This window comes from Vogesella margarita (genome assembly GCF_028548475.1).
In the GTDB taxonomy this organism is placed as follows: Bacteria; Pseudomonadota; Gammaproteobacteria; order Burkholderiales; family Chromobacteriaceae; genus Vogesella; species Vogesella margarita.
This window is the reverse complement of the sequence record NZ_JAQQLE010000012.1, coordinates 58,336-75,928: the sequence shown is the minus strand read 5'-3', so window position 1 is coordinate 75,928 and position 17,593 is coordinate 58,336. Positions and strand designations below refer to the sequence as shown.

General features: G+C 58.8%; 11 protein-coding genes. 7 read left to right on the top strand and 4 right to left on the bottom strand.

The annotated features are described in order from the left end of the window. Positions 1-176: 176 nt before the first annotated feature. The 5 genes from PQU96_RS13115 to PQU96_RS13095 all read left to right on the top strand — a co-directional run bounded on the left by PQU96_RS13115 (position 177) and on the right by PQU96_RS13095 (position 6,898). A complete protein-coding gene (locus PQU96_RS13115; RefSeq protein ID WP_272772853.1) occupies positions 177-548 on the top strand; it encodes a hypothetical protein in 372 nt (123 codons plus the stop codon). Positions 549-638: 90 nt separating this feature from the next. Then, positions 639-1,883: a TolC family protein gene (locus PQU96_RS13110; RefSeq protein WP_272772852.1), complete on the top strand. Its 1,245-nt coding sequence runs from the start codon at positions 639-641 to the stop codon at positions 1,881-1,883. Next, positions 1,880-3,385 (top strand): efflux RND transporter periplasmic adaptor subunit, encoded by a 1,506-nt coding sequence (locus PQU96_RS13105; protein WP_272772851.1) that lies wholly within the window; start codon positions 1,880-1,882, stop codon positions 3,383-3,385. The genes PQU96_RS13110 and PQU96_RS13105 overlap by 4 nt, the downstream gene beginning before the upstream one ends. Further along, the gene (locus PQU96_RS13100; RefSeq protein WP_272772850.1) at positions 3,382-6,561 is read left to right on the top strand and encodes an efflux RND transporter permease subunit; all 3,180 of its coding nucleotides are present in this window, start codon (positions 3,382-3,384) and stop codon (positions 6,559-6,561) included. Before PQU96_RS13105 ends, PQU96_RS13100 begins: the two co-directional genes overlap by 4 nt. A gap of 1 nt (position 6,562) precedes the next feature. After that, the gene (locus PQU96_RS13095) at positions 6,563-6,898 is read left to right on the top strand and encodes a copper-binding protein (RefSeq protein ID WP_272772849.1); all 336 of its coding nucleotides are present in this window, start codon (positions 6,563-6,565) and stop codon (positions 6,896-6,898) included. A gap of 308 nt (positions 6,899-7,206) precedes the next feature. Here the strand turns inward: PQU96_RS13095 and PQU96_RS13090 are convergent, their stop codons facing one another. After that, complete coding sequence (locus PQU96_RS13090) at positions 7,207-8,451, bottom strand: hypothetical protein (RefSeq protein ID WP_272772848.1); 1,245 nt, start codon at positions 8,449-8,451, stop codon at positions 7,207-7,209. Positions 8,452-8,696: 245 nt separating this feature from the next. Between PQU96_RS13090 and PQU96_RS13085 the strand changes: the two genes are divergently transcribed. Beyond that, on the top strand, positions 8,697-9,662 hold the full coding sequence (locus PQU96_RS13085; RefSeq protein WP_272772847.1) for a DUF3800 domain-containing protein: 966 nt from the start codon (positions 8,697-8,699) through the stop codon (positions 9,660-9,662). Positions 9,663-9,902: 240 nt separating this feature from the next. Next, positions 9,903-12,527 carry an AAA family ATPase gene (locus PQU96_RS13080; protein ID WP_272772846.1) on the top strand — a complete coding sequence of 875 codons (2,625 nt, stop codon included), beginning with the start codon at positions 9,903-9,905 and terminating at the stop codon, positions 12,525-12,527. 262 nt (positions 12,528-12,789) lie between these two features. Here the strand turns inward: PQU96_RS13080 and gmtX are convergent, their stop codons facing one another. From gmtX to gmtY, 3 genes are read right to left on the bottom strand one after another with little or no spacing between them, the layout of a single operon-like run. Beyond that, positions 12,790-13,449: a gamma-mobile-trio protein GmtX gene (gene gmtX, locus PQU96_RS13075; RefSeq protein WP_272772845.1), complete on the bottom strand. Its 660-nt coding sequence runs from the start codon at positions 13,447-13,449 to the stop codon at positions 12,790-12,792. Next, on the bottom strand, positions 13,446-16,025 hold the full coding sequence (gene gmtZ, locus PQU96_RS13070; protein WP_272772844.1) for a gamma-mobile-trio integrase GmtZ: 2,580 nt from the start codon (positions 16,023-16,025) through the stop codon (positions 13,446-13,448). The genes gmtX and gmtZ overlap by 4 nt, the downstream gene beginning before the upstream one ends. Then, entirely contained in the window at positions 16,025-17,515 is a 1,491-nt protein-coding gene (gene gmtY / locus PQU96_RS13065) for a gamma-mobile-trio recombinase GmtY (protein WP_272772843.1), read from the bottom strand. The genes gmtZ and gmtY overlap by 1 nt, the downstream gene beginning before the upstream one ends. Positions 17,516-17,593 lie beyond the last annotated feature (78 nt).

Here is a 17,593-nt window from a genome sequence, read left to right as displayed (position 1 = left end):
GAAGGAAGGCCGCCGTTGGTCTGCCGATCAGTCCCCAGCGGTGCTGGCCGAGCGACAGCTCGGCCAAAGAGGTTGTCAGAACCCATGTGAATATTAGCGGCTTGCTCATCAGAAAGCAGCTATTCTGGTGTTGGGTGCTTTCCTTTTTCAATCACTTTCACATACACTTCGCCCCCATGAAATTGCTGCGGCTTATGTTTTCTCTTGTGCTGATGCTGGCGATCCCGTTCCTGGGTGCGTCGGCACTTGCCATGCCGCAAATCCCGCCTTGCCCGATGCAGTCTGACATGACGCACAGTATGGGCATGCAGGCCGATCACGACGATTGCTGCCAGATAGACAAGGTGGGCAGCCAGGAATCATCGAAGGCCAAGTCGTCCACACCATGCAAACCGGGGCAGGAATGCAAGCTCGGCCAAGTCTTTTCTCCTGTACTGGCTTTGCTGGAATTTCAACCGTTGCCAGCCAGCGCCGTTGTTACCATTTATTCCGACACCGCCATTCATTCCCATGACCCGTCCGGGTTGTGGCGCCCCCCTCAGCTCTAACCCCGTTTGACGTCCCGATCCGGTGCGATTTTCGTCGCCCGGATTGCTGTCGTGCGCTTTCGCGCACCTGTCACGCCATGGAGTTAGAACATGTCCCGTTGCTGGATACGATTCCCCCTGCAGCTGTCGCTGGCAGGGCTGGTCGGCCTTGCCCAGGCCGCACCACTCACATTTAACGCGGCACTCGACCAAGCCGAAAACACTTCCCCGGCACTTGCCGCCCAACGCGCACAAATCGGTGCCGCCCAATCCGCCGCCATGCCGGCTGGCGCCTTGCCGGACCCGAAACTATTTGTCGGGATCGACAACTACCCGGTCTCCGGGCCGATGCGCGGCTCGCTGACTCAGGATTTCATGACCATGCAGAAGGTTGGCGTGATGCAGGAAATCCCCAACGCCGACAAGCGCCGGGCGCGGGTCGAGGCCGCCACGGCCGAGATCGAGGTGGCCGAAGCGCAAAACCGGATGGCTCGCCTCAAGGTGCGCAGTGAGGTCGCGCTCGCCTGGCTCAACCGATACGCCCTGGAGCGCAAGCTGACGCTGTTTGATGCGCTCGGACGGGAGAGCCGGCTACTTGCCACGGCGGTTCGGGCGCAGATTGCGTCAGGACGTGCCCAGCCCGCCGACGCGGTGATGCCAAAGCAGGAGTCCGCCCAACTGGCCGATCGGCACGATGACCTGACTCGCGACCTGGCCAAGGCGAAGGCCGAGCTGCGCCGCCTGATCGGCCCTGAGGCCGATGAGCCGCTGGCAGGCGAACCACCAACATTCGGCCTCGATGCCGGCAGCTTGCGCTTGCATCTGTCCCAGCACCCGGAGATCGCGGCATTCGGCGCGGCGGCGCACAAGGCTGAAGCCGAAGTAAGCGAAGCGGTCGCAATGAAAAAACCGGACTGGGGCGTGGAGTTGGCCTACCAGAAACGGGGTGCCCAGTTTGGCGACATGGTGTCGCTGCAGTTCACCTTTGACCTGCCGCTGTTCACCAGGACACGCCAAGACCCGAACATTGCGGCCAGGCAGCAGGAATTGACCAGGATCGAGGCAGAGCGCGAAGCGCTGCTACGCGATCATGCCAACGAACTGGACAGCAACGTGGCGGATTACGTCGCACTCGGTCGCCAGCTGGATCGGGCCCGTCAAGAGTGGCTGCCACTGGCCCAGCAAAAGGTCGATCTGGTTACCGCCAGCTACCAGGCGGGCAAGGCCGATTTGACGGTGGTACTGGCGGCGCGGCGCGAGTTGATCGAACAGCGCTTCAAGCTCATCGAGCTGGACTACCAGCGCGCCAGTAGCGCCGCCCGACTCTACTTTGCCTATGGGGAGAACGCACCATGAACAAGCAGCAATGCAAACTCGTCGCCCTGGTGGTGGCTGTGGCACTGGCAAGCGGCGGCGGGGGCTACTGGCTGTCCCGCCAAGGTCAGACCGAGCACACGGCAAGCCCTGCTGCCACGGCGGCCGACGCCACAGGCGGCAAAGTGTTGTACTGGTACGACCCGATGATGCCGAACCAGCACTTCGACAAGCCGGGCAAGTCGCCGTTCATGGACATGCAACTGATACCCAAGTACGCCGACGAAGGGGGCGAGGCGGCCGGGGTCAAGATCGATCCCGGCGTGGTGCAGAACCTGGGTATCCGGCTCGCCACGGTCGAATCCAAAACCCTGACGGAAACGGTCGACGCGGTGGCGACCGTCGGGTTCAACGAGCGGGAAGTCGCCGTCGTCCAGGCTCGTAGTCCCGGTTTCGTGCAAAGAGTGTATGCCCGAGCCCCGGGCGATGTGGTTTCAGCCGGCACCCCCATCGCCGACCTGCTGGTGCCGGAGTGGGCTGGCGCCCAGCAGGAATATTTGGCCATGCGCAACACCGGCGACAAGGCACTTGCCAATGCCGCCCGGGAGCGCCTGCGCCTCACCGGAATGCCGGAGTCGCTGATTCGCCGCGTCGAGCAAACCGGCACACTTCACCCCATTGTCACCATTTCTACCCCGATCGGCGGCGTCATCCAAGAGTTGGACGTACGCAGCGGCATGACCGTCAGCATGGGCATGACGCTGGCCAGGGTCAACGGGCTGGGCAGCGTATGGTTGGAAGCGGCCGTCCCCGAAGCGCAGGCTAGTCGTGTCCGCACCGGCCAGTCGTTGGTGGCGCAGTTGACGGCCTATCCCGGTAAGACGTTCAAGGGCAAGGTCATCGCGGTGCTGCCGCAAACCAGCGCCGATAGCCGGACCCTGCGGGTCCGCATCGAGTTGCCCAACCGCGATGGCCGACTCAAGCCGGGCATGTTCGCCCAGGTTCGTCTCGAGGCGGGGACGGACAAACCGGTAATCATGGTGCCTTCCGAAGCCATTATTCGCACCGGTACCCGTAGCGTCGTGCTACTCGCTGGCGACGGCGGACGCTTCCAACCGGTCGAGGTGCAACTTGGCCAGGAAGCCGGCGGCAAAAGCGTAGTACTCAACGGGCTGGCGGCGGGGCAAAAGGTGGTGGCTTCCGGCCAGTTCCTGATCGACTCGGAAGCCAGCCTGAAGGGCGTGCTGGCGCGCATGGCGGAGGGCTCGGCCGTTCCGGCACCATCCTCGACGCCGTCCAATAACAAGACCGCAGCCCTGAACCAGGCCAGCGGCAAGGTCGAGGCCATCAAGCCGGGCGAGATCACCCTGTCGCACGGTCCGGTCGCCTCGCTCGGCTGGGGGGCAATGACCATGACCTTCAAGCTCGCCAAGCCAGAACTGGCCGCGGGTTTGAAACCCGGTGACAACGTCTCGTTCGGCTTCAGCCAGCAAGGCAGCGACTTCGTGGTGCAGCAACTCGGCAAGAGCGGAGGCACCCCATGATCGAAAAACTCATTCGCTGGTCGGTAGCCAACCGCTTCCTGGTGTTGCTCGCCACCTTGTTCGTGGCGGTCTGGGGGGTGTGGGCAGTCAGGGCTACGCCGCTTGACGCGCTGCCTGACCTGTCCGACGTACAGGTGATCATTCGCACCAGCTACTCAGGCCAGGCGCCGCAGATCGTCGAGAACCAGGTCACCTATCCGCTGGCGACTACCATGCTGTCGGTGCCGGGCGCCAAGACAGTACGGGCTTACTCGTTCTTTGGCGATTCCTTCGTCTACGTGCTGTTCGAGGACGGTACCGATCTGTATTGGGCACGCTCACGCGTGCTGGAGTACCTGAACCAGGTACAGGGCCGACTACCCGCTGCCGCGAAGGCATCGTTAGGCCCGGATGCGACCGGTGTCGGCTGGGTCTACGAGTACGCGCTGGTGGACAAGAGCGGGCAGCACGACCTCGCCCAGCTGCGCAGCCTGCAGGACTGGTTCCTCAAGTTCGAGCTGAAGAGCCTGCCGGGTGTGTCCGAGGTGGCCACCGTTGGCGGTATGGTCAAGCAGTACCAGGTGGTACTCGACCCGCTGAAGCTGGCGGCTTACCGCATCCCGCAGAGCAAGGTGGTTGCGGCGATCCAGCAGGCCAACCAGGAAACCGGTGGCTCGGTGCTGGAGCTGGCCGAAACCGAGTACATGGTGCGTGCCTCCGGCTATCTCAAATCGCTGGATGACTTCCGCGCCATTCCGCTTACCACCAGCCAAGCCGGCGTGCCGGTACGGCTAGGTGACGTCGCTACGCTCCAGCTCGGCCCGGAGATGCGGCGTGGCATCAGTGAGCTCAACGGCCAGGGCGAAACCGTCGGCGGCGTGGTGATCCTGCGCTCCGGCAAGAACGCGCACGAGACCATCGCGGCGGTCAAGGCCAAGCTGGCCGAACTCAAGTCCAGCCTGCCGCCCGGTGTCGAGATCGTGCCGACCTACGACCGCAGCCAGTTGATCGACCGGGCCGTGGACAACCTCAAGGACAAGCTGATTGAGGAATTCATCGTGGTGGCGGTGGTATGTGCGCTGTTCCTGTGGCATCTGCGCTCGGCGCTGGTGGCGATCGTGTCGCTGCCGCTCGGCATCCTGATCGCCTTCATCGTGATGCGGGAGCAAGGCGTCAACGCCAACATCATGTCGCTGGGCGGCATCGCCATTGCCATCGGCGCCATGGTCGACGCGGCGGTGGTGATGATCGAAAACGCGCACAAGCACCTCGAAACCTGGCGCCACCAGCATCCAGGCGAAACACTGCACGGCGAAGCGCACTGGCGGGTGATGACCGAGGCGGCGGCCGAGGTCGGGCCGGCGCTGTTCTTCTCCCTGCTGATCATCACGCTGTCGTTCATCCCGGTGTTCACGCTGCAGGCACAGGAGGGTCGGCTGTTCGGGCCGCTGGCGTTCACCAAGACCTATGCCATGGCCGCTGCCGCCGGACTGTCGGTGACACTGATCCCGGTACTGATGGGCTACTGGATCCGTGGCCGCATTCCGGACGAACACCACAACCCGCTCAACCGCTGGCTGATTCGAGGCTATCGCCCCTTGCTCGACGTGGTGCTGCGCCGGCCAAAGACGACATTGCTCGTCGCCGGCCTGCTGTTGCTGACCACGCTGTGGCCGGTGACCCGGCTGGGCGGTGAATTCATACCGCCACTCGACGAGGGCGACCTGCTGTACATGCCGTCCGCGCTACCCGGCCTGTCGGCGGCCAAGGCGGCCGAACTGCTGCAGCAGACCGACCGCCTGATCAAGACCGTGCCCGAAGTGGCGAGCGTGTTCGGTAAGGTTGGCCGCGCCGAAACGGCGACCGATCCGGCGCCGATGGAGATGTTCGAGACCACCATCCAGTTCAAGCCGCGTGAACAGTGGCGGCCGGGCATGACGCCGGACAAGCTGGTCGACGAGCTCGATCGTGTGGTCAGGGTGCCGGGGCTGTCCAATATCTGGGTACCGCCGATCCGCAACCGCATCGACATGCTGGCGACCGGTATCAAGAGCCCGATCGGGGTCAAGGTGTCGGGCACCGATCTGGCGGCCATCGACAAGGTGGCGCAGCAGGTGGAACGGGTGGCCAAGGGCGTGCCGGGAGTCAGCTCCGCGCTGGCGGAACGGCTGACCGGTGGGCGCTATATCGACGTCGATATCGATCGTGCCGCCGCCGCGCGCTACGGCCTCAACATCGCCGAGGTGCAGGCCGTGGTGTCGTCGTCCATCGGCGGCGAAAACATAGGTGAAGTCATCGAGGGGCGTGCCCGTTACCCGATCAATGTGCGCTACCCGCGCGAGATCCGTGACTCGCTGGAGGGGCTGCGCAACCTGCCGCTGCTGACCGACATGGGGCAGCAGCTCACGCTGGGCACTGTCGCCACCATCCGCATCAGCGACGGCCCGCCGATGCTGAAAAGCGAAAATGCCCGGCCGTCGGGCTGGGTGTACGTCGACGTGCGCGGCCGCGACCTGGCCTCGGTGGTAGCCGATTTGCGTACCAGCGTCGCGCAGCAGGTGAAGCTGGCGCCAGGCATCAGCCTCGCCTATTCAGGGCAGTTCGAATACATGGAACGTGCCAACGCCCGGCTGAAACTGGTGGTGCCGGCCACGCTGGTGATCATCTTCGTGCTGCTGTACCTGACCTTCCGCCGGCTGGACGAGGCGGCACTGATCATGGCGACGCTGCCGTTCGCGTTGGTGGGCGGGGTGTGGTTCCTGTACCTGGCGGGCTACCACCTGTCGGTGGCCACCGGCGTCGGCTTCATCGCACTGGCCGGGGTGTCGGCCGAGTTCGGCGTGGTGATGCTGCTGTACCTGAAGCAGGCGGCGGCGGAACGGCAGGAACACGGACTCAAGCTGGACGCGCACATGCTCGATCAGGCGATTCGCCAAGGCGCCGTATTGCGCGTACGACCCAAGGCGATGACGGTAGCGGTGATCCTGGCCGGCCTGTTGCCGATCCTGTTTGGCAGTGGCACCGGCTCCGAAGTGATGAGCCGCATCGCCGCACCGATGGTCGGCGGCATGATCACCGCGCCGCTGCTGTCGATGTTCGTGATCCCGGCGGCGTATCGGCTGATGCGCACCAAGAAGCAAGCGTCTCAGGCATTGCCTGATACAACCCTCGTTACCCAATCCATTCAGGAGAAATAAAATGACCAAGTTGCTCTCGATTCTGTTCGCCACCGCCTTCGGCCTCACTGCGATGCTTCCGGCCCAAGCCACTGATATGGGGATGGCGAGTACAGCGAAATCGTCCGCTCAGCTGGCCCATGCGGAGGGCGTCATCAAGGCGCTGGATGCCAGGGCCGGTACCATCACGCTGGCGCATGGGCCGGTGCAGGAACTGAAATGGCCCGCGATGACCATGACGTTCAAGTTGGCCAAGCCGGAACTGGCCAAGGGGCTGGCCGTCGGGAAGAAAGTGCAGTTCGAGTTTCGGTCGCAAGGGATGACGGCGGTGATCACCGCCATCAAGGTGATCGATTAACTTCAGTGGTAGGGACGGACGAGGGCGTCCGTCCCTGTTTCTATGTTCAGGCACACACGTAGCCTGGACTGGCCTGTGTTGACCTAAGTAGGCAGCGAGTTAAGGTTGTTTACTGACAATAAGCTGTCAAAGGTAAGACGAATCACCTTCGGCCGCTTGGGCCGACGACCAGCCTCCACAAACAGGCAGCTGGTGAAAATTCCGGTGCATCGGCACCAGTGGTGCTGGTTGAGGCAGACCCTTTCTGACCCCTTGTACTTTTGGTGGCCAATTGATCGGTATGTAGGGAGTGCCGTGGACCTGTGTGATTATTTGGGTACATGGAACACTAGAACTGTGACCGTCATCTCGCGGTTGATATCTTCGTTGCTGTGGAAAATGTAACGGAAGCCGCTCTCGTGGGGCCACCTCACAGCACGCTTGAAATTTTTGTGAGCTTGCGTCGCCATGTCGATGCCATCTAGCACCGTGGAAGTGTCCGTGCCGCGGTTGAACACAAGGATCGCCACCTTGCTGTCCCGCCACGTCGCGTAATTCAGCAGCTGTTCAATGGCCTCACCGTAGGCTTTCGGTCCTTTCCAAAACTTGCACTCCGCAATGAATACGTTGCGGTCGCCCTCGCGCAGCAGTATGTCGGTCTTGCCAGACATATTGAAAGTCTCGCCGCTTGCCTTTCCCTCGAACTGCCCATTTAGCTGTACGAGGAAGTGCTGGCGTAGTGCCTCCTCGTTCATGGACCTGAAGGCATCTGGGCTACGCTCCATCACCAGCGCCATGTCTTGCATAACTTTGAGGGCATGCTCGTACTGCTCGACTGCCCACACGGGCTCCGGTTTGAATTGCGCCGTTGTAGCTGGTGGGAGCGTTGGTGTTACGGCCCTTCTCGTGGTTGGCACGGCATAAGTTTGGGGAGCGTCGTTACGCCGTCGTACTGGAATACCGAGAGATTCAACTCGCTGTGATTGAGCGAGTAACCTGGTGCGTCGCTCCTGAATTGCCTGCTCTGCGAGACTCACCAAGCTGGAGTTGTGCGTGTCGATCATTGAACGTTGCCACCCGATGTGCTGCTCGATCTCGGTCAACTGTTGATCCAAAAGTGGGCGCACTTCTCGAGGCTGATCGGAGGGAGAGTCGTAGCGAAGCACCAACTCGTTACCCTCAACGACTCCGCGCGGAGGATTCGATGTCCAAGTATTTGCATGAGCGTAAAACAGATCAGGGTCGCCTTCAAACGGCACTCGCACTTCTATCCGTTCGCCGGATACCAAGACGGGGCGGCTCGTATCTCGAATCCAGCGCATAGGGTCATGCCGAACATCTACCTGAATCTCTTTGTGATCTGCATACCACTGATCTCGCAGAAGTTTAATTGGCGTGACACAGTACTTTTCCGCCAGATAGCGCTTCAGATCCTCGGGGGCTGTGTTCAAGAGCCTATCGGCCTCCAGCGCATCAACCTCGCGCCGCAGACCAGTCACGCCATTCCGAAGCGTTTCACTTAGGTCATAGGTGACAAACAGAATCCCCTTGCTCTTGTCGATGCTTCCGAACATTGCCACTCCTCATGTCACTGCCATGCTGCCTAGTAGTGTGCCAATCAGCTCACGAAGATCTGATGCTCACGGCTCTTTGAATCGCCCTTCGTCGGGCATGGGGCGCAATCAGCCTGAAGAGATCACTCGCCCTGAGAAAGCAAGGGGAGACTGCTTGGCCGATCACAGTTATTTTAGCACATAGGCATGACGGCTATCAGCCAATACAATACGTACTGCCACACAACAGTCAGCATCTCGAGCCAGTGAACGGCTACATCATTAAACGAAGGCTTCTGGCCGTATGCAGGGTATTGCAAATGGAGTGTTTCCGGATCGATGAAAGCGGCTTCACCGGCTTTGACCTGCTGAACCCCGAGCAGCAGTTTCAGGGGGCGACGGCCATTGCCATCGACAATGACGAGGCCAGGCGCCTGATCCGGGAGCACTTTCCCAAGCTGCAGGCTGACGAACTCAAGTACCGGGCATTGGCGCGTCGCCCAGCCAACCACCCCCGCCTGATGGCACTGCAGCGCAACGTGCTAACCCACCACAAATGCGTGACCTACGTCTGCGACAAGCGCTTCCTGCTGCTGCTGATGTTCTTAGACTATGCGGTCGAGCCGTTCTACTACGAGCGCGGGGTCGACTTCTACGAGGACGGACAGAACTACTCGCTTGCATCGTTACTGTACTTGGTAGGGCCGACCCTCCTAGGGAACGGAGCACTTGACCGGCTGCTTGCAAGTTTCCAGCGTGCAGTGAAGGAAAAAAGCCCGTCGGCGCTAGCCGATCTGGTCGCGGCCGCGCGCGCCTCGCGCTGGCGGGAACTGCCGGAAGCGTTGGGCCCGTTGGCAAGGTTTGCGGCGCCGGAATGCCTGCAAGCGATCGCCGCCCCGGGTGTTAGCACAGATGCCGCCTTCGTGGTGCTGCAGTCCCTGATCAGCCGAATGGAGGTCATTGCCGACGGCCCCTATCGAATCGAACACGATCAGTCCAAGAACCTACTCATCTATCACGACTTGCTGCAGCGCTACATCAGCCATGAGGACGCGATCACGTTTTGTCAGTCAGAGATCGCCGGCATCACCTTCCCGCTCAAGCTCCAGTCGGTGACACAGGTCGATTCCAAGGCCAGTCCCGCAGTGCAACTTGCCGATGTGATGATCGGGGCGGCCATTGAGGCGGTGAGCACGCTCTCGGGACAACGAGCCGGGACGTTGGATGCCTAGAAGGTTATGGCGCTGTATGCAGATCATCAGCTTATCCATATGTTGCCATCGATCGATTTCGAGGAACAAAAGCGTTTCCGCCAAGGAACCCAGGCGGCACAAATGATCGATTATTTCGCAAAAAAATTTCATAAGTCATAATGACAAGTGAAAGTAAAATTGCCCACGCAACTGCGCGGGGGCAGATAAACATCACCACAGACGCGGCTGAAAGCGTCTTTACTGAGTAGAGGGGATTGCATGGCAAGCATTCATTCGGAGTATCAACGCTTTCTAACGTACCTGACGCAGCAAGAAGTGCACGACGACGTGCGCCGACTCGCGCACCTTGTGCTAAACCACCTGCAGCCACTTGCCGAGGTTGGAGCCGCGCGCCGTGGGCGGTCCACTCGCCTGGCGCCGCTGGCTGTTGCGCAACTGGCGCAGATGCCTGCCGTGTACGACGGGGAGGCTCACGTGCCCGAAGCTGGGCCGGTACTTGGGCGCCTGCAGCAGCTAGAGGTGGGGCCGTTTCGCGGGTTTATGCGGCAGGAGACGTTCGACCTCAGTCATGACATCACCCTTGTTTATGGCGCCAACGGCACTGGCAAGAGCAGCTTCTGTGAGGCATTGGAAGTTGCGATGCTTGGCTCCATCAGCGAGGCGCAAGTCAAGCGGGTTGATCAGCGTATTTACTGCAACAATGCCCGCCTGCGTCGCCATGTCGCGCCGGTTCTCTCCGCCAGAGGGGCTGACGAGGCTCAGACAGTGCTGCCCGACGAGACCGAGTACCGCTTCTGCTTCATAGAAAAGAACCGCCTAGACGACTTCGCCCGCATCGCCGCGCGGACCCCAGGCGATCAGAGGCAGCTCATCGCAACCTTGTTCGGCGTGGATCAGTTCAGCGAATTTGTCCGCAGCTTCAATCCCTCGCTCGATCAGGACCTGATGCTCGTTGGGATCCAGGCGACTCAGCTGGTACAGCGCCGCCTGCAACTATCGAACTCCGAGCAAACGATTGCGGCCTATCCGCAAAAAATCTCAGCAGTCGAGGGCTTGGAGCATGCCTTGGCGCAGCGCATGTTCCCCGGCGTGGCGTACCAGGCTTGCGTGGAATGGCTGCTCGGCACGCCGCAGCAGCAAGGGCGGCTGCCGTTTGTCCAAGGACAGCTGGATGCCGTCCCACCTGCCGTACACGAGGTGACCCGAGCGCAGCTGCAGGCACTTCTGGCAGAAGCCTACCGCGTCCAGAGACTTTGGCAGGGGGCGTCCGGTCAGCTCGCGGCCCGTGCTGGCGAGGTGTCATACGCCAAGCTCTACGAGGCGGTGCTGGCCCTCGCCGACGGGGCGACCGCCTGTCCCGCATGCGGGACAGGACTGGCTGCTGTGGCTCAGGATCCTTTCGCCAAGGCACGCGTGGGTTTGGCGCAGCTTGCGCAATTGGCCGCCCTTCAGCAACAAGAGGCCGACCTTCGGACACAGTTGAGTGAGGCCGTGCGGGCGCTCTGGGATGAGATGCGTCGCGTCGAGGCGGCCGCTGCGAACGCGTGTCCTGCTGAACTACAGGCAGCAGGCCTGCCTCTGCTGCCTCCCACCGCTGCGGGCAACTGGCTTGGTGCGTGGGTGGATGGTGAGCGACATGCCTGGAATGCTCTGCTGCAGGTCGCCGAAATCATTGAGCGGTTCGACGCGCAGGCTCGTGAAGTGCTTGCCCAGCGCGGAGCGCTGGCCCAAGAGCGGGACAGGTTGAACCAGCATCAGCTGGAGGTCGAACAACTTCGGACCATGCGCATGACGGCGGACCAGGAATTGGCCGCCGCCCACCAAACCGTGGTTCAGTTCGACGAGGCGAACCGCGAATTGATCCAGGCTGTCGCGGCAGAGGTGCCGCTAGTCGCGCACCATCAGCGGATCAAGGCCGCCTACGACGGTTTCCTGCCCGAGATCCAGGCCTACCTGGCCGCACTGCCGGGCGTATTGCTCCAGGGCCTGGGAGAGCAGGCCCGCCATCTATACAACGCGTTCAATCGCGATGATCCACCCGGCGACCTGCTGCACGCGCTGTGGTTGCCCGTGGCAGAGAACGGCAAGATCGAGGTGGAGTTCGTTGGCGAACCGGGCGTTCGCTATGACGCACTGATTGTATTCAGCGAAGGACACATCAAATGCTTGGGCCTGGCGATACTGCTGGCCAAAAACATCGCGCAGGGCTGCCCCGTAGTCATCTTCGATGATGTTGTCAACGCGATCGACGATGACCACCGCGATGGGATTTGGCGTACGTTCTTCGAGGATGGTCTGCTGGACGGCAAGCAAATCATCCTAACTTCGCACGCTGAAGAGTTCTTGCATCGCATCCAGCAGGAGCTGGGCACGCGGCGTGCCGCGGTCATCAAGCGCTACAAGTTTCTACCGCATCAAGGCGAACACGAGCTCCGCGTCGATAGCGACCCGCCGACTAAGAACTACGTTCTGCTGGCCCAGCAGGCATTGGCAGCCGATGAGAAGCGCGAGGCGTTGCGCCAAGCGCGGCCCGCACTGGAGAGCCTGACGGACCGCCTCTGGACCTGGCTGGGCCGGCGTACGGATGGACGCCTCGAGCTCAAGCTAAGCGGACCGCGCTCACCATGGGAGCTCAATAACAAATGTACTAAGTTACGGTCAGCCGTTGATCGCGTCGCTGCACAGCACACCGGCGCACCAGATGTCGTCGCCGGATTGACACGTCTCCTCGGTATCGGCGCTGGAAGCATCGAATGGGGCTATCTCAACAGTGGTGTGCACGACTCCCAACGAGACCATGAGTTCGACCGCACCACTGTGCGCACAATAGTCGAATCGGTCACAGCATTGGATGAGGCATTAGCGGTGCTACTCAGCCGTTAACACATGGGCCGGTGCAAGAACTGAAATAGCCCGCGATGACCATGACGTTCAAACTGGGCAAGCCGGAGTTGGCCAAGGGCTTGCCGTCGGGAAGAAAGTGAAGTTTGAGTTTCAGTCACAAGGAATGTCGGCGGTGATCACCGCCATCAAGGTTTTCGATTCACTTCAGTAGCAGGGACGGACAAGGGCGTCCGTCCCTGCTTCAATGTTCAGGCACACACATAGCCTGGACTGCCCCGACCTTGGAGGCAATCTGGCACTCTCACTCATTGAGAATTTTGCGGATGCCATTGGCAAAGCCAAAATCCAACAAAACACGTCCTTTCGAATTCCGAATCTCTCCTGCGCTGCCTTCGTACCACCCCTCATCGGCCAAAAAGCTTGGTGAAATTGCTTTCTTTAGGGCGAATTTTTCCGTTGGGGTTAGTGTGTCTAATGCAGCTACTACCTGAAGGATATCTCCGTTGTCTAGACGGCTCATCTCTCCAGGCAGGGGGCGACAGTCGATGATTATGTCTGTGTTTTTACGCTGGATGGCAACCTGACTCCTGAGCAAATTGCGTTCTGCAATGATGTTGCCTATCAACGCTCGTATGGCAGGATCCTCAATCTTCTTCAGCCATTCGCTTTCAGCCAGCGGTTTCGATGGCTTGGCTGGTTTTTTGAGAGGGTTACCGGCGAGCCCTGCCCAAGCTTTGATCAGATCCCGCAGGTAGCTAGAAGTCTGATTGTAAAGGGCTTGCTTCGACATCCCGCCGCGCTCTTGGCTGAGCCTGCCGATCGTCGTAATAGAAAAATCTTGGCTGTTCTTTGCATGTAGCTCGGCACAGATGCGATGAATGACATCAAGGTTGCGATGACGCACCGGGTTTGGCGATTGCTCTTTGAGCATCACTAAAACCTCATCAGGATGCAGTGTCATGAGAGTAGGGGTACCTTGCTAAGCGTTTTTTTGGGGAGAGTCAGATCAGCCAATCGCGCAACCGGACGTACCAACTCAGCTTCCAGCAGGTCAACCAAATCCGTTTCTACGCCGATGTCCGCAAGTCGACGGCCAGATTCGATTACACCAATGACCTTGCGCATGCCCACAAACGGATCTTGCGGCTGAGCAACACCGGCCAAGTGCTTTAATAAGCGGTTGGCAAGCCGAAGTTGTTCGCTTTCATGCAGTGCCATGAAGACGGGCTCAATACCTTCACGATAAAGGGCGGAGTCTAGGAACTGGCTTAAACGAATAATTGCTTTACCAGGGAGTTCGTCTGGGTAAAGTTCAGCGTCCTGGCAAACACCTGAAAGCTGCAGAAGTTCTGATGGAGTGTCTTCCAGAGCCAAGCTCAGGTCTTGCATGTTGCCAACAGCAACCAGCAACTGCTTATCTTCGCTACCTTCACGCTCCTCTATCAAGTCGAAACAGCGCTTTATCAGTCGATAGGTGGCAATGAGATCATTGGCCAACTGATCGGCACGGGCCAACTCTGCCTCCCACAAGCGTTCGTATTTCAAATACGTGGACTCTTCTGCAAAGTGAAGCTGCTGTTGCTCGGCCTCGTACCGGCGTTTTTTTAATGCTTCAAGTGTTTCTTCATAAGAGCGTGCCAACTTGGCGGCTTCAGAGACGTGATAGCTGGTCGTGTTGAAATGTGCACGCAATGCGTCCAGGTAGTGAGGCTCCGTAATAAACCAGCGACACCGGACACAATTTCTTACGCCACCCGGAACCGGGGCGTTTGTGTTCATGGACGGATCATGTTTATTTTCTCGCAGACGCTCACCCCCATTAAAGCAGCCGCCAACGCGAGTGTTGCCCTCAACGGGAGAGGTGTTGCCGCCAACCAAGCAGAGACCGTGATGCATTGACATCCAGCCCGCGGGCTGGCGTTCTTCCGCGCGGATTGGAATGGTGGCTCGCGCACCTTCGGCGGAGTTGGCCACTATGTTTTTCAACAGCGATTCGTACTCGGCTTCCTGTAAAAAACGTTGAAGCCCCTCCCCATCGGTTTCATTGAGCCTCCGGGTTGCGGCGTCAAGTACATGGGTCATATGAGTAACACCGATTTTGGTGTAGTAGAGTGTCATGACGAGGCGTGAGTGACCTGCTACCAGCTTTGACAGCACCACCAACGGAACTTCAGCATCCAAAGCAAGGCAGGTCAGCAATGAGACGCGCAAACTGTGCAAGGGATAGTATGTTGCAGCCTCGGTATCTGGTACGACAAATTTTAACGTCATACCTTTGCTGAGTTCACTTTTGGTTTTGCATCGTTCTTCTAGCTGCAACAGCAGCCTATGCCAGAGGTTTGCAAGACTGCCATCCCCGATCGGCTGTGCTTTTTCTTTGACTTTACGAGCAGTGGGATCTCGGAATAGAAAGCAGGTGTCTGGCATTGCAGCCAGTTGCTGATCGGATTTGATGTGCTTTAACTGCTTGACGCCAAGTTCTGACCAAGCTGTCGGCTTGGTGATCGGATTGTATTTTGCTTGCCAGTTCCGTAACTTTTCTAGCCAATATAGAAGCTCATTGTACTGCCACGGGATGGTATACCCTAACGCATCTCCGGCCTTGTCGATGTCCGCGGTTTTGTTGGTGTTAATGAAGAGCGAAGTTTTCTCTTCACCCTTTTCAAGGTCTAGCACGCGACGAAAGACGCCTCGTCTGAATGGCTTCTTTTCATTGCCGGTGGCCAATGTGCTGTCATTCTTCACCCAGCCCTGCTGAGTGTAGCGCCAAGTATCAGCCTCACCAGAGTCCAGCATCCGAACTTGGAAGGTGCGAAGTGGTAGCATCAGTTTTACCAGCAAGGCCAGTGAGCGGACCGGACTCCACATCTCGAGTATTTCATAGCCATCTTTATGCGGTCGCCGGCGCCATACGCAATCCGGATCGCTGGCATCGATGAGACTTTCTTTAACGGGAAACCAATCTCCGCCGTAGGATAGCCTCATTGATTTGACGACGTCACTACCCAGCGCAGATTGAGCCCAAGTCCAATCTTGAAAGTGTGCTCCAGGGGCTAGTATGTCCCGCAACTCCCGGATGAACCGGTAAGGAAGTGGCGAATGCACGGACTCTGTCCTGCGTCCCATCCCTTTTCTGGAACGAGGGGTAATGGGGTTGTAAAAGTCAGGAGAAACAACAGGACGACCATGGTCATCGCTTTCACTGAAATGTGCTTCCAGCACCCAGTCCAAGAACTGCGCGGCGATATTGTTGTATGCGACGCCGGCTGCACTTTGGGGGCACGCCACGTCAAAAAAACTAGGCAAGATGCTGTTTCTGTGCAGAATTTTTTCTGGTTCGAATGGAAGCTTCTGTTTGTGCAGATAAGTTTCAACAAAACACTGCACCGCCTGGATTCGGGTCGGTAGCCCTCCGGTCTGCGTTGTGAGCCATGTGGTAGCGTATTCCTGCCAAATCAAATACTGAGGCCCAAGCTCGCGAGTCATCCACGAGAACTGCACGTCTGCATTCCGTTGGATTTTTTTTGTGGTTGTCATTATTTTCTTTGCAACTTCGGGTTGGGGCCAGAGAACAGTCCGGATGGGTCTACATCTTCGAAACCGAAGGTGAGCAGTCTTTCAAGGTCAATGTTGTTGCTTGGGCTTGGCGAGCCTAATTGCTCAAGAGATTTGGCAGCTTGATTGAGAATCGCGTTGACTTCATCGCTGCTGGGGGCGGTGTAAATGGCCTGAGACTCTGGCGCCTTGTGATGAAGGGCTTTCTGCCGAAAACAAGGCTCAATGCCGTTCCTTCTGAGGCGTTGACCATATGCATGTCGATGGCCGTGCGGCGTGGTGCCTAGAGTTTTGGCTGCCTCTAGGCCAATGCGTTGCACTGCCTGACGGTGCGCTTGGCAGTAGGCAGTTATGCTGTACATTTCTCCAGCTGTTGCGCCCTTGAAAACGACAAAGGCAAAGGGATGCTGCCGCTTAACTCCGGCTAGCTGGATTAGATAACGGTTCCAGAGCTGCAAGAAAATACGGCCGAAAACAGGGTAAAACCAATAAGCCCGCATGTAATAGTCTTCATCAAGTGCGGGGTCCTTCCAGCCTGCATGTTTCAACCCTGCCACTTGATGACGTGGACGAAGTCCATAGCGAGAAACCAGGTATGCGCTACGGTTTCCTTTGACCGGCTTGCCTCTTTCGTTAAACCAGTCACTTGGTGCCGCGCCTTCAGCCGGGTGGTGGATGTGTACCAATGCCATCGAAGGGTCCAACGGATCCGGAGTGACATCATGTACCCATAGGTGGAAGCACTCGGATAGTCGGAACCCCGCCCCATGTACCAAAAGTGTAATGAGGCAGTCGCGCAGATTTAGGCGCGCGAGAGGATCTGCATGATTTTCAAATCCACGCTTGATGAAACCCTGCAGCAACAAATCGGAGAAATACTTCTCCGGAAACTCCTTTGTCTCACCTTCATCTGCGACATGAGGGGCCTTTTTTGCTCTGGTGCTTCGTGATTTTTGGGCCAGGCTGGCTGCTTGTTTGGCGCTGTATGTGTGCCCAAGAAAGGCACGGCTATGACGGTGTTGCATAGCAGTCAGTGTCAGCATTTCATCAAAACGACTGGCTTGCCGTAATGGATTGATATTGGTGCCATGGCGCTCTGAGAGCCAATCCGAGAAGTCACTTAGGCATGCAAGGAGGGGGGCAGCAGTCTTGGCTCCCATTGGCCTCCAATATAGCCCGCTAGGATCTAAGCCATCCGGGCCAATAGTGCCACTGTAGAGTCGCTGGATGAAACTGTTCAGAATTGCTTCTGGGCTGCCTAGTGACTGGCTGTTAGCTTCCATGTAGAGCAGAAAGCGCTGTACGGCCAAGGTCACCTTCCTCATCCATGACAGCGAACGGTCATGGCTTCGCCACAGTAAATAGTGAATCAGGGGGGTTAGGGGGCCTTCTTCAGAAATCAGAACGGGGATGTCCGTCAGGGCGCCAGTGTCATCGCGGCGCACTTTGGCAACGGTGGAGAAGAAGGGCATGTGGTGCTATGTCTCCTCGAGCACGGCAGCAAGGGAGGGCACTGAGCCGATCACTCATACTATTGGTGCTATTGCTAT